This is a genomic window from Micromonospora sp. A200, assembly GCF_029893845.1.
Taxonomy (GTDB): Bacteria; Actinomycetota; Actinomycetes; order Mycobacteriales; family Micromonosporaceae; genus Micromonospora; species Micromonospora purpureochromogenes.
The window spans coordinates 175,207-197,723 of the sequence record NZ_JARXXY010000004.1; the positions used below are offsets into that span (position 1 = coordinate 175,207).

A 22,517-nucleotide genomic window follows, 5' to 3' on the forward strand; every position below is an offset into this window, starting at 1 on the left:
CAGGACCTCAGCCGCCGTACGACCGCAGCGCATCGATGGCGCGGACCGTGACGTCCTCCACCGGCCCGGTGGCGTCTATCCCGACCAGCTTGTTCTGGGCGCCGTAGTAGTCGACCAGCGGCGCCGTCTTCTCGGCGTACTCCCGCAGGCGGGCCGCGATCGTCTCCGGCTTGTCGTCGTCCCGCTGGAACAGCTCGGCACCACAGCGGTCGCAGATGCCCTCGCGGGTGGTGGCGTCGAACTCGACGTGCCAGATCTTGCCGCAGCCGCGGCAGGTGCGCCGGCCGGAGAGCCGCCGGATCACCTCGTCGTCGTCGACGACCAGCTCCAGCACCAGGTCCAGTGCGGTGCCGAGGTCCGCGAGGAGCTTGTCCAGCGCGGCGGCCTGCGGCGTCGTCCGCGGGAAGCCGTCGAGCAGGAAGCCGTCGGCGGCGTCCGGCTCGGCGAGCCGGTCCCGGACCATGTTGATGGTGACCTCGTCCGGGACCAGCTTGCCGGCGTCCATGTACCGCTTGGCCTCGACACCCAACGGCGTGCCCTGCGAGACGTTCGCCCGGAAGATGTCACCGGTCGAGATCTTCGGCACCGAAAGGTGTGCGGCGATGAATTCCGCCTGCGTGCCCTTGCCCGCGCCCGGCGGGCCAACCAGAACGAGTCGCATCTACCGCAGGAACCCTTCGTAGTTCCGCTGCATGAGTTGGCTCTCGATCTGCTTCACGGTCTCGAGACCGACGCCGACCATGATGAGCACAGCGGTGCCGCCGAACGGGAAGTTCTGGAACTGCTGGCTGTTCAGCCAGATGAAGAAGAAGTTCGGCAGGATCGCGACGACGCCCAGGTAGAGCGCGCCCGGCAGGGTGATCCGGCTGAGGATGAAGTCCAGATAGTCGGCGGTCGGCTTGCCGGGGCGAATGCCCGGCACGAAGCCGCCGTACTTCTTCATGTTGTCCGCGACCTCGGTCGGGTTGAACGTGATCGACACGTAGAAGTACGTGAAGAAGATGATCAACAGGAAGTAGAGCGCGATGTAGATCGGGCTGCTCGGGTCGACCAGGTTGTTCTGGATCCAGGCCTGGGTCTTGCCCGGGTCGGTCTGGTCGAAGAACTGCAGCCCCAGCTGCGGCAGGTAGAGCAGCGACGAGCCGAAGATGACCGGGATCACACCCGCCTGGTTGACCTTCAGCGGGATGTAGGTCGAGGTGCCGCCGTACATCCGCCGGCCGATCATCCGCTTGGCGTACTGCACCGGGATGCGGCGCTGCGCCTGCTCGATGAAGCAGACCGCGGTGATGACCAGCAGCACCAGCACGAGCACCAGGCCGAACTTGGCCCAGCCCTCGTTGGTCTTGATCTTCCAACCCTCGCTGGGGAGGCGGGCCGCGATCGAGGTGAAGATGAGGACGGACATGCCGTTGCCGACGCCGCGGTCGGTGATCAGCTCACCGAGCCACATCACCATGCCGGTGCCGGCGGTCATCGTCATGACCAGGATGGACAGGGTGAGCCAGTTCGGGATGCCGGTGCCCTCAGGCACGATCGGGAACTGGTCGCAGCGGTTCTGGAACAGCTGCCCGGAGCGGGCCAGCGCCACGAAGGCCGACGACTGGAGGATGCCCAGCCCGAGGGTCAGGTAGCGGGTGTACTGGGTGATCTTCGCCTGGCCGGCCTGGCCCTCCTTGCGGAGGTGCTCCAGCCGCGGGATGACCACGGTGAGCAGCTGCAGGATGATCGACGCGGTGATGTAGGGCATGATGCCCAGCGCGAAGACCGAGAGCTGCAGCAGTGCGCCGCCGGAGAAGAGGTCCAGCAGGTTCAGCACTCCGGTGCTCTGACCCTGGAGGGTGTCGAGGCACTTCTGCACGTTGCCGTACGAGACGCCGGGGCTGGGCAGAGTGGCGCCGAGCCGGTAGACCGCGATGATGCCTACTGTGAACAGCAGCTTCTTGCGCAGGTCAGGCGTACGGAACGCACTGAGAAAGGCGGACAGCAACTTCTTCCTCCTGCGCGAGGCGGGCCGCCGGTGATCCCTGGCGGGGGCGGGGTGGGTGCCGGGCGAGTGCCCGATATCCATAGCTGGGAAGGGACTCTAACAGCCCGCTCCCGGTCCGGGCAGACGTGCCCGGCTACATAAACCGAATCCGATGTTACCCGGCGCACACATGCCTGGTAGACCACGGCGCCCGCCCAGTTGGGGACAACTGAGCGGGCGCCATGGGTCGTGCCTTACAGCTCGGTGACGGAGCCACCGGCAGCGGTGATCTTCTCCTTGGCCGACGCGCTGAACCCGTGCGCCGACACCTGGAGGGCCACACCGCCGAGGTCGCCGGTGCCGAGGACCTTGACCGGCTGGCCCTTGCGGACCGCGCCGACCTCGACCAGCTCCTGCGGGCCGACCTGGCCGCCGTTCGGGAAGAGCTCGGCGAGCCGGTCCAGGTTGACCACCTGGAAGACGACCTTGAACTTGTTCTTGAAGCCCTTCATCTTCGGCAGGCGCATGTGGATGGGCATCTGCCCACCCTCGAACGACGCCGGGATGTTCTTGCGGGCCTTGGAACCCTTGGTACCGCGACCGGCGCTCTTGCCCTTGGAGCCCTCACCGCGACCCACCCGGGTCTTCGCGGTCTTGGCACCCGGGGCCGGGCGCAGGTGGTGAACCTTGATCGTCATTACTCGACCTCCTCGACCTTCACGAGGTGGTTGACCGTGAAGATCATGCCGCGAATCTCCGGCCGGTCCTCCTTGACCACCACGTCGTTGATCCGCTTCAGACCGAGCGAACGCAGCGAATCACGCTGGTTCTGCTTGGTGCCGATGCCGGACCGGACCTGGGTGACCTTCAGGCGTGCCATCAGGACGCCACCCCCGCCCGCGACGCCAGCATGGCGGCCGGCGCGACGTCCTCCACCGGCAGACCACGACGGGTCGCGACGGCCTCGGGGGACTCGAGCCCCTTCAGCGCCGCCACCGTGGCGTGCACGATGTTGATCGGGTTCGACGAGCCGAGGCTCTTGGAGAGCACGTCGTGGATGCCCGCGCACTCCAGCACGGCACGCACCGGGCCACCGGCGATGACACCGGTACCGGCCGACGCCGGCTTGAGCAGCACGACGCCGGCAGCGGCCTCGCCCTGCACCGGGTGCGGGATCGACTGGCCGATCCGCGGCACCTTGAAGAAGTGCTTCTTGGCCTCCTCGACACCCTTGGCGATCGCCGCGGGCACCTCCTTGGCCTTTCCGTAGCCCACGCCGACCGTGCCGTCGCCGTCGCCCACGATCACCAGGGCGGTGAAGCTGAAGCGACGACCACCCTTCACGACCTTGGCGACGCGGTTGATCGCGACGACCCGCTCGAGGTGCGGGGTCTTCTCGACGGGCGCGTTTCCGCGGCCGCCCTCACGGCGGTTGTCGCGGCGACCACCCTCGTTGCCACCGGACCCGCCGCCACGGCGCTGTTGACCTGGCATCAGCAGCCTTCCTTATCTCTCGTGACGGGGTTTCTAGAACTCGAGCCCGGCTTCGCGGGCGGCGTCGGCAAGCGCGGCGACCCGCCCCGCGTACCGGTTGCCACCGCGGTCGAAGACGACCTTGGAGACGCCGGCGGCCTTGGCGCGCTCGGCGAGCAGGGCGCCGACCTTGCCGGCCAGGGCGCTCTTGTCGCCCTCCGCACCACGCAGCGACGCGTCCAGGGTCGAGGCCGACGCCAGGGTGTGACCCTTGGTGTCGTCCACGATCTGGGCGACCATGTGCCGCAGGGAGCGGGTGACCACCAGGCGGGGACGCTCGGCGGTGCCGCTGACGTTCTTGCGGACCCGGAAGTGCCGGCGCGCACGCCCGACGGCACGCTTGGCGGCGACGCCGCGGCGGCGCTTGAGCAGCGTGGCGCTCACTTCTTACCTGCCTTTCCAGCCTTGCGGCGGATGACCTCGCCCTGGTACTTCACGCCCTTGCCCTTGTAGGGCTCCGGCGGGCGGATCTTCCGGATGTTGGCGGCGACCTCACCGACCTGCTGCTTGTCGATGCCGGCCACGTGGAACAGCGTCGGCTTCTCCACCGTGAAGGTGATGCCGTTCGGAGCCGGCACCAGCACCGGGTGCGAGAACCCGAGCGCGAACTCGAGATCCTTGCCCTTGGCGGTGACGCGGTAACCGGTACCGGCGATCTCCAGGCTCTTGCGGTAGCCCTCGGTCACACCGACGATCATGTTGGCGACCAGGGTACGGCTGAGGCCGTGCAGTTCCTTGGCCTTGCGCTCGTCGTTCGGCCGGTTGACGTGCACCTGGCCGTCCTCGCCACGCTCCGCCGTGATCGGCTCGGCGAGCGTGTGCGACAGCTCGCCCTTGGGGCCCTTGACCTTCACGGTCTGGCCGTCGATCGTGATGTCGACGCCGGCCGGTACCGGGATCGACTTACGTCCAATACGCGACATTTCTACCTGTCTCCCGTTACCAGACGAAGGCGAGGACTTCCCCGCCAACGCTCCGCTTGCGGGCCTGCCGGTCGGTGAGCAGCCCCTGGGACGTCGAAATGATCGCCACGCCCAGCCCGCCGAGCACCCGCGGGAGCCCGTCCGACTTGGCGTACACCCGGAGACCGGGCTTGGACACGCGCTTGATGCCGGCCAGGCTCCGCTCGCGGTTCTGGCCGTACTTCAGCTCGACGACCAGTCGCTTGCCGACGGCGCCCTCCTCGGGCTCCTCGACCGACCAGGTGGCGATGTAACCCTCGGCCTTGAGGACCTCGGCGATGTTCGCCTTGATCTTCGAGTAGGGCATCTTCACCTGGTCGTGGTACGCCTGGTTGGCGTTACGCAGACGCGTGAGCATGTCTGCGATCGGGTCGGTCATCGTCATGAATTCGTCAGCCTTTCTCGCCGGGGTTCCCGGGGCGTTCCGCCCCGGGCCTACGGCGAAGAGCAATAGCTATTACCAGGAAGCCTTGGACACGCCGGGCAGCTCACCGCGGTGGGCCATCTCCCGGATGCACACCCGGCAGAGACCGAACTTGCGGTAGACCGCCTTCGGACGACCACACCGCTGGCAGCGGGTGTACGCGCGAACCGAGAACTTCGGCTTCGCGGCCGCCTTGATGATCAGCGCCTTCTTGGCCATCTCAGTTCTCCTTGAACGGGAAGCCCAGGAGCTTGAGCAGCGCCCGGCCCTCGTCGTCGGTCGTGGCGGTCGTGACCACCGTGATGTCCATGCCCCGCTGGCGATCGATCTTGTCCTGATCGATCTCGTGGAACACCGACTGCTCGGTCAGACCGAACGTGTAGTTGCCGTGCCCGTCGAGCTTGCGACCGTCGAGACCGCGGAAGTCACGGATACGCGGCAGCGCGATCGACAGCAGCCGGTCCAGGAACTCCCACATCCGGTCGCCGCGCAGGGTCACCTTCGCGCCGATCGGCATGCCCTCACGCAGCTTGAACTGCGCGATGGACTTGGTCGCCCGCCGCACCTGCGGCTTCTGGCCGGTGATCGTGGCGAGGTCGCGGACCGCGCCGTCGATCAGCTTGGCGTCGCGAGCAGCCTCGCCGACACCCATGTTGACGACGATCTTGACCAGCCGCGGAACCTGCATGGGGTTCGCGTAGCTGTGCTGCTCCTGCAGCTGCGCCACGATCTCGTTACGGTACCGCTCCTTGAGGCGCGGCATGGTCTTGGTTTCGGTAGCCGTGGTCATCACAGGTCCTTACCGGTGCTACGCGCGATGCGGACCTTCTGGCCGTTGTCGTCGATCCGGTACCCGACGCGGGTCGGGTTCCCGTCGGAGTCCAGGACCTGCACGTTGGAGACGTGGATCGGGGCCTCCTGGGTGACGATGCCACCGGTCTTGGCGCCACGCTGGGTGGTGCTGATGCGGGTGTGCTTCTTGACCCGGTTCACGCCCTCGACCAGGACCTTGTCCTGCCGCGGGTAGGCCGCGATGACCTTGCCCTTGGCACCCTTGTCCTTGCCGGCGATGACGACGACCGTGTCGCCCTTCTTGACCTTCACGGTCACAACACCTCCGGCGCGAGAGAGATGATCTTCATGAACCGCTTGTCCCGCAGCTCCCGACCCACCGGGCCGAAGATACGGGTACCGCGCGGGTCCCCGCCGTCCTTGATGATGACGGCGGCGTTCTCGTCGAAGCGGATGTACGAACCGTCCGGCCGCCGCCTCTCCTTGGCGGTGCGGACGACGACCGCCTTGACGACGTCGCCCTTCTTCACACCGGCACCCGGGATCGCGTCCTTGACGGTGGCCACGATGACGTCGCCGATGCTCGCGTAGCGCCGACCGGAGCCACCGAGAACCCGGATGCACAGGATCTCCCGGGCACCCGTGTTGTCGGCGACGCGCAGTCGCGACTCCTGCTGAATCACGTCTATCTCCTATGTCTGCCGGTTCTCCGGCCGCCCGGAGGCGGCCGGAGCCTGGCGGAACGTGCGCCCGACCGATACCGGCCGAGCTCGAGCCTTCGCTACTTGGCCTTCTCGAGGATCTCCACGAGCCGCCACCGCTTGGTGGCGGAGAGCGGCCGGGTCTCCATGATCAGGACCCGGTCGCCGATACCGGCCGAGTTCTGCTCGTCGTGCACCTTCAACTTGCTGGTACGGCGCATGATCTTGCCGTACAGCGCGTGCTTGACCCGGTCCTCGACCTCGACCACGACGGTCTTTTCCATCTTGTCGCTGACCACGAGGCCCTCACGCACCTTACGGCGGGCCCGCGCGGCGGCGGTGGTGTTCTCGCTCATGATGCAGTCACCTCAGTCGGCGCGGCCGAGAGACCCAGCTCGCGCTCACGCATGATCGTGTAGATCCGGGCGATCTCCCGACGGATGACCTGCAGCCGCCGGTTGTTGTCCAGCTGCCCGGTTGCGGCCTGCACGCGGAGGTTGAACAGCTCCGCCTTGGCCTCACGCAGCTTCGTGACCAGCTCCTCCTCGGAGAGCTCACGCAGCTCGGAAGGCTTGACGCCCGCTGCCATCAGGATTCACCCACTTCGCGCGTAACAATGCGGCACTTCATCGGGAGCTTGTGGATCGCGCGACGCATCGCCTCTCGCGCGATCTGCTCGTTGGGGAAGGACATCTCGAAGAGAACCCGCCCCGGCTTGACGTTGGCGACCCACCACTCGGGCGAGCCCTTACCGGAACCCATGCGGGTTTCCGCCGGCTTCTTGGTGAGGGCCTGGTCCGGGAAGATCGTGATCCAGACCTTGCCACCACGCTTGATGTGGCGGGTCATCGCGATACGGGCCGACTCGATCTGGCGGTTGGTCACGTACGCCGGCTCGAGAGCCTGGATCCCGAACTCGCCGAACACCACCCGGTTACCACCCTTGGACGCGCCGTGGCGGTCCGGGTGGTGCGGCTTGCGGAAGCCCTTCGGGGGCTTGCGCGGCATCAGCATCTGTCAGCCCTCCTGCTGCGTTTCTGCCGGAGCAGCCGCGGCCGAGGCGACAGCAGCACTGTCGATCGGCTCGCCACTCGGCGTCTCGGCCTGCTGAGCGATGGTGGTCGCAGCAGCCCGGCCGGCCTCGGTGCCGCCGGCGGTCGTGCCGGACGAACCCGACCGGCCACGGCGCGGCCGCTCGGGGCGGTCGCCGCGGTCACGGCGCGGGCGGGACGGACCGGCCTCGGCCGGAGCCTCCCGGCCCGGGACGGCGTCGCCCTTGTAGATCCAGACCTTCACGCCGATCCGGCCGAAGGTGGTACGGGCCTCGAAGAAGCCGTACTCGATGTTGGCCCGCAGCGTGTGCAGCGGGACGCGACCCTCGCGGTAGAACTCGGTCCGGCTCATCTCGGCACCGCCGAGACGACCCGACACCTGGACCCGGATGCCCTTGCAGACCGGGTTCTTCATCGCCGACTGCATCGCCTTGCGCATCGCCCGACGGAAGCTGACCCGGCTGGAGAGCTGCTCGGCGACGCCCTGGGCGACCAGCTGCGCGTCCGACTCGGGGTTCTTCACCTCGATGATGTTCAGCTGCACCTGCTTGCCGGTGAGCTTCTCCAGCTCGCCGCGGATCCGGTCGGCCTCCGCACCCTTGCGGCCGATGACGATGCCCGGCCGGGCGGTGTGGATGTCCACGCGGACCCGGTCACGGGTGCGCTCGATGTCGACCTTGGAAATGCCGGCACGCTCGAGGCCCTTGGACATCATCCGGCGGATCTTGACATCCTCGCCGATGTAGTCCTTGTAGAGCTTGTCCGCGAACCAGCGGGACTTCCAGTCGGTCGAGATGCCGAGCCGGAACCCAGTGGGGTGAACCTTCTGACCCATTACTCGGCGCCCTCCGTCTTGCTCTCCGTCTCAGCGGCCTCGGCCTGCTTCGCCGGGGCGGCCTTCTTCGCGGCGGCCTTCTTCGGCGCAGCCGGTGCGACCGCCTCGACCGCCACGGTGATGTGGCAGGTGCGCTTGCGGATCCGGTACGCCCGGCCCTGCGCCCGCGGCCGGAACCGCTTCATGGTCGGGCCCTCGTCGACGAACGCCTCGCTGACGAGCAGCGCGTCGGGGTCCAGCCGCTCGTTGTTCTCCGCGTTGGCGATCGCGCTCGCGAGCACCTTGTACACCTGCTCGCTCGCAGCCTGCGGCGCGAACTGCAGCACCGTGAGCGCCTCCTTCGCGGGCAGGCCGCGGACGAGGTTGACCACCCGGCGCGCCTTCATCGGCGAGATGCGCACGTGCCGCGCAACCGCCCGCGCGCCCGGAAGCACCGGAGCGTCGCCCTTTCCTGGCATCGCTGTAACCCCTTGTTCCTCTATCCGTATGCCCGCGGCGTCAGCGCCGACGGCTCTTCCGGTCGTCCTTCTCGTGACCCTTGAACGTGCGGGTCAGCGCGAACTCGCCGAGCTTGTGCCCGACCATCGCCTCGGTCACGAACACCGGGACGTGCTTGCGTCCGTCGTGCACGGCGATCGTGTGACCCAGCATCTCCGGGATGATCGTCGAGCGCCGCGACCAGGTCTTGATGACGTTCTTCGAGCCCTTGTCGTTCTGCGTCTCCACCTTCTTGAGCAGGTGGTCGTCGACGAACGGGCCCTTCTTCAGGCTGCGAGGCATGTCTTATCTCCCTCAGCCGCGCTTACGCGTGGCGTAGCGACGGCGGACGATCAGCCGGTCACTCGGCTGGCCCTTACGACGGGTGCGGCCCTCGGGCTTACCCTGCGGGTTGACCGGGTGGCGACCGCCGGAGGTCTTACCCTCACCACCACCGTGCGGATGGTCGACCGGGTTCATCGCCACACCACGGACGGTCGGGCGCTTGCCCTTCCACCGCATGCGGCCGGCCTTGCCCCAGTTGATGTTCGACTGGTCGGCGTTGCCGATCTCGCCGATGCTGGCGCGGCAGCGCACGTCCACCCGCCGGATCTCACCGGACGGCATGCGGAGGGTCGCGTACACACCCTCACGGCCGAGCAGCTGGATGCCGACGCCGGCCGAGCGGGCCAGCTTGGCGCCGCCGCCCGGACGAAGCTCCACGTTGTGGATCGTCGTACCGACCGGGATGTTGCGCAGCGGCAGGTTGTTGCCCGGCTTGATGTCGGCACCCGGACCGGACTCGACGCGGTCGCCCTGCTTCAGGTCCTTCGGCGCGATGATGTACCGCTTCTCGCCGTCGGCGTAGTGCAGCAGCGCGATGCGCGCGGTGCGGTTCGGGTCGTACTCGATGTGCGCGACCTTCGCCGGCACGCCGTCCTTGTCGACCCGCTTGAAGTCGATCAGGCGGTACTGCCGCTTGTGGCCGCCACCGTGGTGCCGGGTGGTGATCCGGCCGTGGGCGTTGCGTCCGCCCTTCTTCGGCAGCGGAGCCAGCAGCGACTTCTCAGGCGTCGACCGGGTGATCTCGGCGAAGTCGGCGACGCTGGAGCCACGTCGGCCCGGCGTCGTCGGCTTGTACTTACGGATAGCCATTGTCTACACCCCTCAGCTGACCGGGCCGCCGAAGGCCTCGATACGGTCACCGTCAGCCAGCTTCACGATCGCCCGCTTGGTCGCCTTGCGCTGACCGAAGCCGGTCTTGGTGCGCTTGCGCTTGCCCTCGCGGTTGAGCGTGTTGACCGTCAGGACGCGGACGTTGAAGATCTGCTGGATAGCGATCTTGATCTCGGTCTTGTTGGCGTCCGGGTGCACCAGGAAGGTGTACCAGTTCCGGTTCAGCTCGCTGTAGCTCTTCTCCGAGACGACCGGCGCGACGATGATGTCGCGCGGATCGGCGATCGTGCTCACTTGCCACCCTCCTCGGTGGTCTCGGCGGGAACGCCCAGGAACTCGTCCAGGGCCTCCTTGGTGAAGACCACGTCGTCGGCCACCAGCACGTCGTACGTGTTGAGCTGGCCGGCCTCGATCAGGTGCACCCGCGGCTCGTTGCGCAGCGACACCCAGTTCAGCTCGTCGGCGCTGCTCAGCACAACCAGGACCCGACGGGCCTCGGTCAGCTTCGCCAGCGTGGCCAGAGCGGCCTTGGTCGACGGCTTCTCGCCCGAGACGAAGGCCTCGACGACGTGCACCTGGCCGGCGCGCGCCCGGTCGGAGAGGGCACCACGCAGGGCGGCGGCCTTCATCTTCTTGGGGGTGCGCTGGCTGTAGTCGCGCGGGACCGGGCCGTGCACCACGCCACCGCCGGCGAACTGCGGCGCGCGGATCGAACCCTGCCGGGCACGACCGGTGCCCTTCTGCTTGTACGGCTTCTTGCCGCCACCGGCGACCTCGCCGCGGGTCTTGACCTTGTGCGTGCCCTGGCGGGCGGCCGCGAGCTGGGCCACCACGACCTGGTGCATCAGCGCGAGGTTCGCCTGGACGTCGAAGATGTCGGCCGGCAGCTCGACGGAGCCGCTCTTGGCGCCCTCGACGTTGCGGACGTCAACGGTGGTCACTTGGCCGCACCGCCCTTCTTCACCTTGGTCTTGGCCGCGGTACGGACCAGGACCAGCGCGCCCTTGGGGCCGGGGATGGCGCCACGGACGAGCAGGAGGTTGTTCTCGGTGTCGACCGCCTGGACGGTCAGGTTCTGGACGGTGTAGCGCACGCCACCCATCCGGCCGGCCATCCGGGTGCCCTTGAAGACACGACCCGGGGTGGCGCAGGCGCCGATGGAGCCGGGCGAGCGGTGCTTGCGCTCCACACCGTGGCTGGCCTTCAGACCGTGGAAGCCGTGCCGCTTCATCGGGCCGGCGTAGCCCTTGCCCTTGGTCTTGCCGGTGACGTCGATGGCGACGCCGGCCGGGAACTCCTCGACCGTGACCTCCTGGCCCAGCGAGTAGTCCGCGGCGTCCGCGGTGCGCAGCTCGACGATGTGCCGGCGCGGCGCCACGTCCGCCTTCGCGTAGTGCCCGCTGATCGGCTTCTTGACCTTGCGCGGGTCGATCGTGCCGTACGCCAGCTGGACCGCGGAGTAACCGTCCTTCTCGGCGCTACGAACCTGGCTGATGACGCACGGGCCGGCCTGAACCACGGTCACCGGGACAACACGGTTGTTGTCCCAGACCTGGGTCATGCCGAGCTTTGCGCCCAGGATCCCCTTGACTTGCCTGTCCATTTGTCCGGTCCCTACAGCTTGATCTCGATGTCGACGCCAGCCGGCAGGTCGAGGCGCATGAGCGAGTCGACCGTCTTCGGGGTCGGGTCGATGATGTCGATCAGCCGCTTGTGCGTGCGCATCTCGAAGTGCTCGCGCGAGTCCTTGTACTTGTGCGGCGAGCGGATAACGCAGAAACGGTTGATCTCCGTGGGCAGCGGCACCGGGCCTGCGACCTGCGCCCCGGTACGCGTCACCGTCTCGACGATCTTCCGCGCCGAGGAGTCGACGACCTCGTGGTCATAGGCCTTGAGCCGGATGCGGATCTTCTGTCCCGCCATGGTGGCTTCTGTTCCTTCTCTCGATGCCGCTGTGTTGCGGGCGCCTGTACCGGCTGGTACAGGCCCACTTCGCCGACCCCCGCGGTCGGGCGTGTCGCGCCCTGGGGCCAGGCTCCGCCCCGGGACTCCGGAGCGGTTCTTGAACCACGCGGTGGGTCAAGGCGCCGATCGCATCACAGCGATCCGGACGCCGTGCGAGGGTGGTTGACCGCCTGGGGCGATCAACCACCCTACGCGCGACTGTTGGTCTCCCGGAGGTCCAGCATTCACCGGACGCAGGTGACTAACCGTCGTTACGCAACCTGACTAGTATGCCGCACGGCCGGCGGCGACGCTAATCGGGGTTACCCAGCTCACTTGAGGATGTTGGTGACGCGACCAGCGCCGACCGTACGTCCACCCTCGCGGATCGCGAACTTGAGGTTCTCCTCCATGGCGATGGGCTGGATCAGCTTCACCGTCATGGTGGTGTTGTCGCCCGGCATGACCATCTCGGTGCCCTCGGGCAGCGTGACGACGCCGGTGACGTCCGTGGTCCGGAAGTAGAACTGCGGACGGTAGTTCTGGAAGAACGGGGTGTGCCGGCCGCCCTCCTCCTTGGAGAGGATGTAGACCGTCGCCTCGAACTCCGTGTGCGGGGTGCTGGTGCCCGGCTTGACGACCACCATGCCGCGCTCGACGTCCTCGCGCTTGATTCCGCGCAGCAGCAGACCGACGTTCTCGCCCGCGCGGGCCTCGTCGAGCAGCTTGCGGAACATCTCGATGCCGGTGCAGGTGGTCTTCATCGACTTCTCACGGATGCCGACGATCTCCACCTCCTCGTTCGGCTTGAGGATGCCGCGCTCGGCGCGACCGGTGACGACCGTGCCACGACCGGTGATCGTGAAGACGTCCTCGATCGGCATGAGGAACGGCTTCTCGGTCTCGCGCTCCGGCTGCGGGATCGCGGTGTCGACCGCGTTCATCAGCTCCAGGAGGCGACCGGTCCACTCGGGGTCACCCTCGAGGGCCTTCAGCGCCGAGACCCGGACGACCGGCAGGTCGTCACCCGGGTACTCCTGCGCCGACAGCAGCTCGCGGACCTCGAGCTCGACGAGCTCCAGGAGCTCCTCGTCGTCGACCATGTCGCTCTTGTTGAGCGCCACGACGATGTACGGCACACCGACCTGACGGGCCAGCAGCACGTGCTCGCGGGTCTGCGGCATCGGGCCGTCGGTCGCCGCCACCACCAGGATCGCGCCGTCCATCTGCGCGGCACCGGTGATCATGTTCTTGATGTAGTCGGCGTGACCGGGGCAGTCGACGTGCGCGTAGTGCCGCGCCTCGGTCTGGTACTCGACGTGCGCGATGGAGATCGTGATGCCGCGGGCCTTCTCCTCCGGCGCCTTGTCGATCTCGTCGAACGGCGTGTACGGGTTCAGGTCCGGGAACTGGTCGTGCAGGACCTTGGTGATGGCCGCCGTCAGCGTCGTCTTACCGTGGTCGATGTGACCAATGGTGCCGATGTTGACGTGCGGCTTAGTCCGCTCGAACTTCGCCTTCGCCACTGGTGTCCTCCTGTGGACTTCTTGGTTCGTTCGCCCCGGCGCGCCGATTGGCGCTTAGGACTCTGTCGACAGCCTTTCCGGCCTGGCGGCCGGAGAGCTTTGGTGGGTTCTGCGGCGATGAAGCCTACAGGCCCGGTCTCACACAACCCGATCGAGGTGGCCGCGGGCGGGGAGTGCCCTCCCGCGACCAGCCTCGAACCATCGGATCAACTCAGGTGAGCGTCACTCACCAGTCGCCTTGGCGATGATCTCCTTCGCCACGCTCTGCGGAACCTCGGCGTAGGAGTCGAACTGCATGCTGTAGCTAGCCCGGCCCTGGGTCTTCGACCGCAGGTCGCCGACGTAGCCGAACATCTCCGACAGCGGCACCAGGGCCCGGACGATACGGGCGCCGCTGCGCTCCTCCATCGCCTGGATGATGCCGCGCCGGGAGTTGAGGTCGCCGATGACGTCACCCATGTTCTCCTCAGGAGTGGTGACTTCAACGGCCATCATCGGCTCGAGGAGCGCGGGGTCGGCCTTGCGGGCCGCCTCCTTCATCACCATCGAGCCGGCGATCTTGAATGCCATTTCCGACGAGTCGACCTCGTGGTACTGACCGTCCAGCAGCGTCAGCTTGACACCCACCAGCGGGAAGCCGGCGAGGATGCCGTACTGCATCGCGTCCTGGGCACCCGCGTCCACCGAGGGGATGAACTCCCGGGGGATGCGGCCACCGGTGACGGCGTTGGCGAACTCGTAGGTCGGCGAGTCGTTGTCCAGCGGCAGCGGCTCGATGCTCACGATGACGCGGGCGTACTGGCCGGAACCACCGGTCTGCTTCTTGTGGGTGTACTCGATCTTGTCCACCTTGCGGCGGATCGTCTCGCGGTACGCCACCTGCGGCTTACCGATGTTCGCCTCGACGTTGAACTCGCGGCGCATCCGGTCGACCAGGATGTCCAGGTGCAGCTCGCCCATGCCGGAGATGACCGTCTGACCGGTCTCCTCGTCCAGCTTGACGCGGAAGGTCGGGTCCTCCTCGGCCAGCCGCTGGATGGCCGTGCCCAGCTTCTCCTGGTCGGCCTTGGTCTTCGGCTCGATCGCCACCGAGATGACCGGCTCGGGGAAGGTCATCGACTCAAGGATGACCGGGTTCGCCGGGTCGCAGAGCGTGTCACCGGTGGTGGTCTGCTTGAGACCCTGCACCGCGATGATGTCGCCAGCCTGGGCCGAGCTGCGCTCTTCCCGCTTGTTGGCGTGCATCTGGTAGATCTTGCCGATCCGCTCCTTCCGGTCCTTGGTGGAGTTGACCACCTGAGATCCGGAGTCGAGCGTGCCGGAGTAGACCCGCACGTAGGTGAGCTTGCCGAGGTGCTTGTCGGTCTGGATCTTGAAGGCGAGGCCGGAGAACGGCTCGTTCTTCGACGGCTTCCGCTGCAGCGGCGTCTCGCCGTCGGTGGCCGTACCCTCGATCGCCGGGACGTCCAGCGGCGACGGCAGGAAGTCGACGACGGCGTCGAGCATGGGCTGCACGCCCTTGTTCTTGAACGCCGAGCCGCAGAGCACCGGGTTGGCCTTGCTGGCGATGGTGGCACGCCGGATGGCGGCCTTGATCTCCGCGACGGAGATCTCCTCGCCCTCCAGGTACTTCTCCATCACCGCGTCGTCGACGTCGGCGAGGGTCTCCATCAGCTTCTCGCGCCACTCCGCCGCGGAGTCGGCCAGCTCGGCCGGGACCTCCTCGATGGCGTAGTCCTCACCCTTCTGGGTCTCCCCGCGCCAGGTGAGCGCCTTCATTTCGATCAGGTCCACGACACCGATGTGGTCGCCCTCGAGCCCGATCGGGATCTGGAGCACCAGCGGGGTGGCGTTGAGCCGGTCGATCATCATCTGCACGCAGCGGAAGTAGTCGGCACCGGTCCGGTCGAGCTTGTTGACGAAGCACATCCGGGGAACGTGGTACTTGTCGGCCTGACGCCAGACGTTCTCCGTCTGGGGCTCCACGCCGGCGACACCGTCGTAGACAGCGACCGCACCATCCAGCACCCGCAGCGACCGCTCGACCTCGACCGTGAAGTCGACGTGACCGGGCGTGTCGATGATCTGGATCGTGTGGCCCTTCCACTCACACTTGGTGGCAGCGGAGGTGATGGTGATACCACGCTCCTGCTCCTGCTCCATCCAGTCCATGACGGCAGCGCCCTCGTGGACCTCACCGATCTTGTACGTGATACCGGTGTAGAACAGGATCCGCTCGGTGGTCGTGGTCTTACCGGCATCGATGTGGGCCATGATGCCGATGTTGCGTACGTTGGCGAGCGCGTCTGCGGCGGCCACTTCAATCCCTACTTATCGTCGTCTCGACTCAACTGGTGGCGGTTCCGGCGCCGGTCCGGCGCCGGAACCAGGGTGTTACCAGCGGTAGTGCGCGAAGGCCTTGTTGGACTCGGCCATCTTGTGCGTGTCCTCGCGCCGCTTGACGGCGGCACCCAGACCGTTGCTCGCGTCCAGCAGCTCGTTCATCAGCCGCTCGACCATGGTCTTCTCACGACGGGCCTTCGAGTAGGTCACCAGCCAGCGCAGACCGAGGGTGGTCGCGCGGGCCGGACGGACCTCGACCGGCACCTGGTAGGTCGCGCCACCGACGCGGCGGCTGCGGACCTCGAGGGTCGGCTTGACGTTGTCCATCGCGCGCTTGAGCGTGACGACCGGGTCGGTGCCGCTCTTCTCGCGGCAGCCCTCCAGGGCGGCGTACACGATGCGCTCGGCGAGCTGACGCTTACCGCGCATCAGGATCTTGTTCACCAGCTGGGTGACCAACGGCGAGTTGTACACCGGGTCAGCGACCAGCGGCTTCCGCGGAGCGGGTCCCTTACGCGGCATGTCAGCTCTTCTCCTTCTTCGCGCCGTACCGGCTGCGCGCCTGCTTGCGGTTGCGGACACCCTGGGTGTCCAGCGAACCGCGGACGATCTTGTAACGCACGCCGGGGAGGTCCTTCACCCGGCCGCCGCGGACGAGCACGATCGAGTGCTCCTGCAGGTTGTGACCGACGCCCGGGATGTAGGCGGTCACCTCGATCTGGCTGCTGAGCTTGACACGAGCGACCTTGCGGAGCGCCGAGTTCGGCTTCTTGGGGGTGGTGGTGTACACGCGGGTGCACACACCGCGCCGCTGAGGGGAACCCTTCAGCGCCGGGGTCTTCGTCTTGGTCGTCTTGGCCTGGCGGCCCTTTCGGACCAGCTGCTGGATGGTGGGCACCGGGTTTCTCCGCTCCCTTCGGCCGCTGTCGCGGCCGCGCCGTCTGCTCGTTAGCCGACCTGATGGACGGCTCTCCTACATTCCGACCAGGGCCACCTCACGGAGGTCCCGGCACCCGCGGTCGGGCGTGTCGCCCAGCTCACGGTCCCGGTGCCGTCGCTCGCGCGTCGCACCGGGTTCTGTTCGCCGGCACGCGGTGGACCGTGCGCCGGGTCTTGGACTGTGTCGTACGGCCGCTCGATCGCCGGATGAACCGGGACCCGCGCACGCACGAGTTGCCCGGGCGGGCCCGGGCACAAGGGGAAAGAGTACCTACCACAGCCTCGCAGGTCAAAACGGAATGGTCCGGCGGATCTCAAACCCCGCCGGTCGCCCGCCCCGTGGCGCCTGCTCGCCCGTGCTGGGCACCTACGGCTCCAAGTGTACCGGCTGCCCTCGGAAGCGGCCCGTCGCCCCCGCCGCGACCGCCGTCACCCGAACTGCAGCAGCAACGCCAGCCCCAGGCCCGCCAGGCAGAGCAACAGACCCGTCGCCCCGCAGCTGATCCCGGCCGTGGCCAGCCCCCGCCCGGTGAACCGGACCGCCGGCGGCGGCGCCGCCCGCCCGATCTGCCGCCGGGCCAGCAGCCCGGCCACGATCGCGGCCGCCCCGGCCAGCGCGCCCGGCACGGTGAACGCGCCGGCCGCCCAGGCCCCGCCGTACCGCGCCGCCCCGACACCGAAGCAGACCACCAGCACCGACACCAGGATCGACACCACCCCGGCCACCAGCGAGCCCACCGCCGGACCGGAGGTCACCGCCGGCACGTCGAGATGGACCACCCCGAAAGGGGTACCCGGTACCGCATCGACCCGCTTGGGCGGTTTGGGCACCTCCCGCGGCGGCGGGGGCAGCCAACCCGGACCGGGCGGCCAGCCGCCCCCCGGCGCCCCACCGAGGTACGCCCCCGCCGGAGACGGCCCCGGGTACGGCCCGGACACCTGACCCGACTGCCCCGGCGACAACTGCCCGGGGTGACCACCGGAAACCTGACCCGGCTGCGCCGGCGAGAACTGCCCGGGGTGACCACCGAAGGGCTGGCCCGGCGACAACTGCCCAGGGTGACCGCCGAAGGGCTGACCCGGCGACAACTGTCCGGGGTGCGCCGGTGCCGGCGGCGACGCGTACCCGATGGGGGTGGCCTCCGGCGGCGTGCCGGTGCCCTGGTCCGACCGGTCGCCCTCGGCGGCCCCCTGCGCCGACCAGGGCGACACGGGCACGGCGGTCGCGGGCGGGGCCGCACCGGCGGAACCGGGCGCGCCCGTCTCCGGGGGCCCGGCGGGCTGGCCGCCCGGGTCGGCTCCCGACGGCGGCGCCGGTTCCGTCACGTGGTCCTCCTGTCGACAAGCCAGATCCCTCGCCGCGCGACGGACACCGGCCAGGCTACCGTCGGCGCGCACCGCCCCGCAGGGCCCACACGAGCACCGGCGCTCAGTCCACGTTCGGGGCGTAGTCCTGCCCGAACGGGGCGTCGGCCAGCCGGACCACGCCGATCACCACCAGCGTCACCACGGCGACCGCGACCAGCACCAGACCCGCCCAGGCCAGCCGCTCCCCCTGCCGCAGCCAGGCCGCGCCGGTGAGGTATCCACCGGAGGCGTACGCCTCCCGCCGGGCCTGCCGGGCGAGCTGGAGCGCCACCGTCGCGGGCACCACCCCGCCGATGAACAGCCCGGTCAGCGCCCCGATCAGGCCCAGCGCGAAGACGGCGCGGGCCTTCGTCGCGGGCGCCGGGTCGGGGTCGAGCGGGTGGCGTGGCGGCTGGTGCGCCACGGGCAGCTGCCCGGGAGCGGTCGTCATACCCCCATCATGCCCGCCGGCGCACGCCGGGACCGGCCACCTCGGCCCCGAAGGCCGGCCCACCCCGGAACACGACGAGGCCCCCGGCGGTCACGCCGGGGGCCTCGTCGGTCACTGCTTAGCGGTACGACCCGAAGTCGAAGTCGTCCAGCGGCACAGCCTGCCCGCTGGCCGGCCCGAAGCCGTAGTCGGTCTCCGGGTAGCCGGTCATCGAGTAGACCTTGGCCTTCGCCTCCTCGGTCGGCTCGACCCGGACGTTGCGGTACTTGCTGATGCCCGTACCGGCCGGGATGAGCTTACCGATGATCACGTTCTCCTTGAGGCCGACGAGCGAGTCGCTGCGCGAGTTGATCGCCGCGTCGGTCAGCACCCGGGTGGTCTCCTGGAAGGAGGCCGCCGAGAGCCAGGAGTCGGTGGCCAGCGAGGCCTTGGTGATACCCATCAGCACCGGGCGACCGGCGGCGGGCTCGCCACCCTCGCCGACGAGCCGGCGGTTCTCCGACTCGAACAGCGCCCGGTCGACCAGCACGCCCGGCAGGAACTCGGTCGAGCCGGAGTCGATGACCGTCACCCGCTTGAGCATCTGGCGGATGATGATCTCGATGTGCTTGTCGTGGATGAGCACACCCTGCGAGCGGTAGACCTCCTGGACCTCCTGGGTCAGGTGGACCTGGACCGCGCGCGGGCCGAGGATGCGGAGCAGCTCGTGCGGGTCGATGGTGCCCTCGGTGAGCTTCTCGCCGACCTCGACGTGGTCCCCGTCGTGGGTCCGCAGCTTGACCCGCTTGGAGATCTTGTCGTAGACGATCTCGTCGCTGCCGTCGTCCGGCACCACGATGATCTTCCGGGACCGCTCGCCGTCCTCGATCCGGACCCGGCCGGGGGTGTCGGCGATGGGCGCCTTGCCCTTCGGGATCCGGGCCTCGAAGATCTCCTGGACACGGGGCAGACCCTGGGTGATGTCCTCACCCGCGACACCACCGGTGTGGAAGGTACGCATCGTCAGCTGCGTACCCGGCTCACCGATCGACTGGGCGGCGATGATGCCGACCGCCTCGCCGATGTCGACCGACTTGCCGGTCGGCAGCGAGCGGCCGTAGCAGGCCGCGCAGACGCCCAGCTTCGACTCGCAGGTGAGCACGCTGCGCACCCGGACCGTCTCCACCCCGGCGGCGACGATCTTGTCGACCAGGATCGAGTTGAGGTCCTGACCGCGCTGCGCCACCACGGTGCCGTCCGGCCCCTTGATGTCGTCGGCCAGGGTCCGGGCGTGCACGCTGGTCTCGGCGTGCGTGTGCACGACCAGCTTGCTGTCCAGCCGCTCGCCGATCTGCATCGGGATCGCCCGGTCGGTGCCGCAGTCCTCCTCGCGGATGATCACGTCCTGCGAGACGTCCACCAGACGACGGGTCAGGTAACCCGAGTCGGCGGTCCGCAGCGCGGTGTCGGCGAGACCCTTACGGGCACCGTGCGTGGAGATGAAGTACTCCAGCACGGACAGACCCTCCCGGTAGCTGGCCTTGATCGGCCGCGGGATGATCTCGCCCTTCGGGTTGGCCACCAGACCACGGATCGCCGCGATCTGCCGGAGCTGGAGCAGGTTACCGCGGGCACCCGAGTTGATCATCTTCCACAGCGGGTTCTCCTGCGGCAGCGCGGTGTCCATCTCCTTGGCGACCTCGTTGGTCGCCTTGGTCCAGATCTCGATGAGCTCGCCGCGACGCTCCTCGGCGGTCATCAGACCACGCTGGTACTGCTTGTCGATCTGGTCGGCATCCTTCTCGTACCGCGCCAGGATCTCCCGCTTGCGCGGCGGCGCGATGACGTCCTCCATGCCGATGGTGACGCCGGACCAGGTGGCCCAGTGGAAACCGGCCTCTTTGAGCCCGTCCAGGGTGGCCGCGAGAGCCACCTTCGGGAAGCGCTCGGCGAGGTCGTTGACGATCGCGGAGAGCTGGCCCTTGCGGATCTCGTAGTTCACGAAGCGGTAGCCCTGCGGCAGCGTCTCGTTGAACAGGACCCGGCCCAGCGTGGTCTCCACGGTCAGCGGCTCGCCCTCGGCCCAGCCCTCGGGCGCGACCCACGGCTCGGCGCCGGCGCCGTTGTCGACACCGACCACACCGCGCAGCCGGATCTTGACCGGGGTCTGCAGGTGCAGCTCGCCGCTGTCGAACGCCATCCGCGCCTCGGCGTCCGAGCTGAACGCCCGGCCCTCGCCCTTGCCACCCGGAGTGAGGTGGGTGAGGTGGTAGAGACCGATGACCATGTCCTGGGTGGGCATGGTGACCGGCTTGCCGTCGGCCGGCTTGAGGATGTTGTTCGACGACAGCATCAGGATCCGCGCCTCGGCCTGGGCCTCGGCGGACAGCGGCACGTGCACCGCCATCTGGTCACCGTCGAAGTCCGCGTTGAACGCGGTGCAGACGAGCGGGTGGATCTGGATCGCCTTGCCCTCGACCAGCTGCGGCTCGAAGGCCTGGATGCCCAGGCGGTGCAGGGTCGGCGCGCGGTTCAGCAGCACCGGGTGCTCGCCGATGACCTCTTCCAGCACGTCCCACACGACCGGCCGCTGCCGCTCGACCATCCGCTTGGCGGACTTGATGTTCTGCGCGTGGTTGAGGTCCACCAGTCGCTTCATCACGAACGGCTTGAACAGCTCCAGCGCCATCTGCTTGGGCAGGCCGCACTGGTGCAGCTTCAGCTTCGGGCCGACCACGATGACCGAACGGCCGGAGTAGTCGACGCGCTTGCCGAGCAGGTTCTGGCGGAACCGGCCCTGCTTGCCCTTGAGCATGTCCGACAGCGACTTGAGCGGGCGGTTACCCGGACCGGTGACCGGCCGGCCGCGACGGCCGTTGTCGAACAGCGCGTCGACGGCCTCCTGGAGCATCCGCTTCTCGTTGTTGACGATGATCTCGGGCGCGCCGAGGTCGATCAGCCGCTTGAGGCGGTTGTTCCGGTTGATCACGCGGCGGTACAGGTCGTTCAGGTCGGAGGTCGCGAAGCGGCCACCGTCGAGCTGCACCATCGGGCGCAGGTCCGGCGGGATGACCGGGACGCAGTCCAGCACCATGCCGAGCGGCGAGTTGCGGGTGTTCAGGAACGCCGCGACGACCTTGAGCCGCTTGAGCGCCCGGATCTTCCGCTGGCCCTTGCCGGAGCGGATGGTCTCGCGCAGGCTCTCGGCCTCGGCGTCGAGGTCCATGTTCTGGACCAGCGCCTTGATGGCCTCGGCGCCCATGCCGCCGGTGAAGTACTCGCCGAACCGGTCGCGCAGCTCGCGGTAGAGCAGCTCGTCGGTGACCAGCTGCTTCGGCTCCAGCTTGCGGAAGGTGTCCAGCACCTCGTCGAGGCGGTCGATCTCGCGCTGGGCCCGGTCGCGGATCTGGCGCATCTCGCGCTCTCCGCCCTCCTTGACCTTGCGCCGGACGTCCGCCTTGGCACCCTCGGCCTCCAGCTCGGCCAGGTCGGCCTCGAGCTTGGCGGCCCGCTTCTCGATCTCCGAGTCGCGGCTGTTCTCGGACTGCCGCTTCTCGGCCAGGATCTCGTTCTCGATGGTCGAGAGGTCACGGTGACGCGACTCGGCGTCCACGCTCGTCACGACGTACGAGGCGAAGTAGATGATCTTCTCGAGGTCCTTGGGGGCGAGGTCCAGCAGGTAGCCCAGCCGGCTCGGCACGCCCTTGAAGTACCAGATGTGGGTCACCGGAGCGGCCAGCTCGATGTGCCCCATCCGCTCACGACGGACCTTGGAACGGGTCACCTCGACGCCGCAGCGCTCGCAGATGATGCCCTTGAAGCGGACCCGCTTGTACTTACCGCAGTAGCACTCCCAGTCCCGCTGCGGACCGAAGATCTTCTCGCAGAAGAGCCCGTCCTTTTCCGGCTTCAGGGTGCGGTAGTTGATCGTCTCAGGCTTCTTGACCTCACCGTGCGACCACTGACGGATGTCGTCGGCGGTGGCGAGGCCGATGCGCAGCTCGTCGAAGAAGTTGACGTCGAGCACTATGTCCCCTATGTCGTCGTCTGTACTGCTAGCTAGTGGG

The 22,517-nt window shown here is 68.2% G+C and carries 30 protein-coding genes; all 30 read right to left on the minus strand.

Going from position 1 to position 22,517, the window contains the following annotated elements; translation table 11 throughout:
• Positions 1-7: 7 nt before the first annotated feature.
• The gene (locus tag M2302_RS05965; protein WP_280836954.1) at positions 8-661 is read right to left on the minus strand and encodes an adenylate kinase; all 654 of its coding nucleotides are present in this window, start codon (positions 659-661) and stop codon (positions 8-10) included.
• A complete protein-coding gene (gene secY, locus M2302_RS05970; RefSeq protein ID WP_280836955.1) occupies positions 662-1,990 on the minus strand; it encodes a preprotein translocase subunit SecY in 1,329 nt (442 codons plus the stop codon).
• 233 nt (positions 1,991-2,223) lie between these two features.
• Entirely contained in the window at positions 2,224-2,667 is a 444-nt protein-coding gene (rplO, locus tag M2302_RS05975) for a 50S ribosomal protein L15 (protein ID WP_280836956.1), read from the minus strand.
• Positions 2,667-2,849, minus strand: coding sequence for a 50S ribosomal protein L30 (gene rpmD / locus M2302_RS05980; RefSeq protein WP_074314584.1), 183 nt, complete (start codon positions 2,847-2,849; stop codon positions 2,667-2,669). Before rpmD ends, rplO begins: the two co-directional genes overlap by 1 nt.
• The gene (gene rpsE / locus M2302_RS05985) at positions 2,849-3,463 is read right to left on the minus strand and encodes a 30S ribosomal protein S5 (RefSeq protein WP_154941824.1); all 615 of its coding nucleotides are present in this window, start codon (positions 3,461-3,463) and stop codon (positions 2,849-2,851) included. Before rpsE ends, rpmD begins: the two co-directional genes overlap by 1 nt.
• Positions 3,464-3,496: 33 nt before the next feature.
• Positions 3,497-3,886, minus strand: coding sequence for a 50S ribosomal protein L18 (rplR, locus tag M2302_RS05990; protein WP_030329901.1), 390 nt, complete (start codon positions 3,884-3,886; stop codon positions 3,497-3,499).
• Positions 3,883-4,425, minus strand: coding sequence for a 50S ribosomal protein L6 (rplF, locus tag M2302_RS05995; RefSeq protein ID WP_280836957.1), 543 nt, complete (start codon positions 4,423-4,425; stop codon positions 3,883-3,885). Before rplF ends, rplR begins: the two co-directional genes overlap by 4 nt.
• 16 nt (positions 4,426-4,441) lie before the next feature.
• Positions 4,442-4,849: a 30S ribosomal protein S8 gene (rpsH, locus tag M2302_RS06000; RefSeq protein ID WP_007465270.1), complete on the minus strand. Its 408-nt coding sequence runs from the start codon at positions 4,847-4,849 to the stop codon at positions 4,442-4,444.
• Positions 4,850-4,921: 72 nt separating this feature from the next.
• A complete protein-coding gene (locus M2302_RS06005) occupies positions 4,922-5,107 on the minus strand; it encodes a type Z 30S ribosomal protein S14 (RefSeq protein WP_007465272.1) in 186 nt (61 codons plus the stop codon).
• A gap of 1 nt (position 5,108) precedes the next feature.
• Positions 5,109-5,678, minus strand: a complete 570-nt coding sequence (rplE, locus tag M2302_RS06010; RefSeq protein WP_154941822.1) for a 50S ribosomal protein L5 — start codon at positions 5,676-5,678, stop codon at positions 5,109-5,111.
• Positions 5,678-5,998 carry a 50S ribosomal protein L24 gene (rplX, locus tag M2302_RS06015; protein WP_207914040.1) on the minus strand — a complete coding sequence of 107 codons (321 nt, stop codon included), beginning with the start codon at positions 5,996-5,998 and terminating at the stop codon, positions 5,678-5,680. The genes rplE and rplX overlap by 1 nt, the downstream gene beginning before the upstream one ends.
• Positions 5,995-6,363 (minus strand): 50S ribosomal protein L14, encoded by a 369-nt coding sequence (rplN, locus tag M2302_RS06020; RefSeq protein WP_007465279.1) that lies wholly within the window; start codon positions 6,361-6,363, stop codon positions 5,995-5,997. The genes rplX and rplN overlap by 4 nt, the downstream gene beginning before the upstream one ends.
• A gap of 98 nt (positions 6,364-6,461) precedes the next feature.
• Positions 6,462-6,737, minus strand: a complete 276-nt coding sequence (gene rpsQ / locus M2302_RS06025; protein ID WP_091262798.1) for a 30S ribosomal protein S17 — start codon at positions 6,735-6,737, stop codon at positions 6,462-6,464.
• On the minus strand, positions 6,734-6,970 hold the full coding sequence (gene rpmC, locus M2302_RS06030) for a 50S ribosomal protein L29 (RefSeq protein ID WP_013288628.1): 237 nt from the start codon (positions 6,968-6,970) through the stop codon (positions 6,734-6,736). The genes rpsQ and rpmC overlap by 4 nt, the downstream gene beginning before the upstream one ends.
• The gene (rplP, locus tag M2302_RS06035) at positions 6,970-7,395 is read right to left on the minus strand and encodes a 50S ribosomal protein L16 (protein WP_073834927.1); all 426 of its coding nucleotides are present in this window, start codon (positions 7,393-7,395) and stop codon (positions 6,970-6,972) included. The genes rpmC and rplP overlap by 1 nt, the downstream gene beginning before the upstream one ends.
• Positions 7,396-7,398: 3 nt before the next feature.
• Positions 7,399-8,268: a 30S ribosomal protein S3 gene (rpsC, locus tag M2302_RS06040; protein WP_088960256.1), complete on the minus strand. Its 870-nt coding sequence runs from the start codon at positions 8,266-8,268 to the stop codon at positions 7,399-7,401.
• Complete coding sequence (gene rplV / locus M2302_RS06045; protein WP_088960255.1) at positions 8,268-8,726, minus strand: 50S ribosomal protein L22; 459 nt, start codon at positions 8,724-8,726, stop codon at positions 8,268-8,270. The genes rpsC and rplV overlap by 1 nt, the downstream gene beginning before the upstream one ends.
• Positions 8,727-8,766: 40 nt before the next feature.
• Positions 8,767-9,048 (minus strand): 30S ribosomal protein S19, encoded by a 282-nt coding sequence (gene rpsS / locus M2302_RS06050; RefSeq protein WP_007073032.1) that lies wholly within the window; start codon positions 9,046-9,048, stop codon positions 8,767-8,769.
• 12 nt (positions 9,049-9,060) lie between these two features.
• Positions 9,061-9,900 (minus strand): 50S ribosomal protein L2, encoded by an 840-nt coding sequence (rplB, locus tag M2302_RS06055; protein ID WP_088998353.1) that lies wholly within the window; start codon positions 9,898-9,900, stop codon positions 9,061-9,063.
• Between the two features lie 12 nt (positions 9,901-9,912).
• Positions 9,913-10,215, minus strand: a complete 303-nt coding sequence (rplW, locus tag M2302_RS06060) for a 50S ribosomal protein L23 (protein ID WP_073834931.1) — start codon at positions 10,213-10,215, stop codon at positions 9,913-9,915.
• Positions 10,212-10,862 (minus strand): 50S ribosomal protein L4, encoded by a 651-nt coding sequence (gene rplD / locus M2302_RS06065; protein ID WP_154941819.1) that lies wholly within the window; start codon positions 10,860-10,862, stop codon positions 10,212-10,214. Before rplD ends, rplW begins: the two co-directional genes overlap by 4 nt.
• Positions 10,859-11,524: a 50S ribosomal protein L3 gene (rplC, locus tag M2302_RS06070; protein WP_280836960.1), complete on the minus strand. Its 666-nt coding sequence runs from the start codon at positions 11,522-11,524 to the stop codon at positions 10,859-10,861. The genes rplD and rplC overlap by 4 nt, the downstream gene beginning before the upstream one ends.
• Positions 11,525-11,535: 11 nt before the next feature.
• Positions 11,536-11,844, minus strand: a complete 309-nt coding sequence (gene rpsJ / locus M2302_RS06075; RefSeq protein WP_007073037.1) for a 30S ribosomal protein S10 — start codon at positions 11,842-11,844, stop codon at positions 11,536-11,538.
• 353 nt (positions 11,845-12,197) lie between these two features.
• Positions 12,198-13,391 carry an elongation factor Tu gene (gene tuf, locus M2302_RS06080; protein ID WP_109946705.1) on the minus strand — a complete coding sequence of 398 codons (1,194 nt, stop codon included), beginning with the start codon at positions 13,389-13,391 and terminating at the stop codon, positions 12,198-12,200.
• Positions 13,392-13,613: 222 nt separating this feature from the next.
• A complete protein-coding gene (gene fusA / locus M2302_RS06085) occupies positions 13,614-15,710 on the minus strand; it encodes an elongation factor G (RefSeq protein ID WP_280836961.1) in 2,097 nt (698 codons plus the stop codon).
• Between the two features lie 75 nt (positions 15,711-15,785).
• A complete protein-coding gene (gene rpsG / locus M2302_RS06090) occupies positions 15,786-16,256 on the minus strand; it encodes a 30S ribosomal protein S7 (protein WP_088647009.1) in 471 nt (156 codons plus the stop codon).
• 1 nt (position 16,257) lies between these two features.
• Positions 16,258-16,632 carry a 30S ribosomal protein S12 gene (gene rpsL / locus M2302_RS06095; RefSeq protein ID WP_007465318.1) on the minus strand — a complete coding sequence of 125 codons (375 nt, stop codon included), beginning with the start codon at positions 16,630-16,632 and terminating at the stop codon, positions 16,258-16,260.
• A gap of 470 nt (positions 16,633-17,102) precedes the next feature.
• Complete coding sequence (locus tag M2302_RS06100; protein WP_280837049.1) at positions 17,103-17,504, minus strand: hypothetical protein; 402 nt, start codon at positions 17,502-17,504, stop codon at positions 17,103-17,105.
• 598 nt (positions 17,505-18,102) lie between these two features.
• Complete coding sequence (locus tag M2302_RS06105; protein ID WP_210775460.1) at positions 18,103-18,471, minus strand: hypothetical protein; 369 nt, start codon at positions 18,469-18,471, stop codon at positions 18,103-18,105.
• 118 nt (positions 18,472-18,589) lie between these two features.
• Positions 18,590-22,477 (minus strand): DNA-directed RNA polymerase subunit beta', encoded by a 3,888-nt coding sequence (locus M2302_RS06110; RefSeq protein WP_280836962.1) that lies wholly within the window; start codon positions 22,475-22,477, stop codon positions 18,590-18,592.
• Positions 22,478-22,517 lie beyond the last annotated feature (40 nt).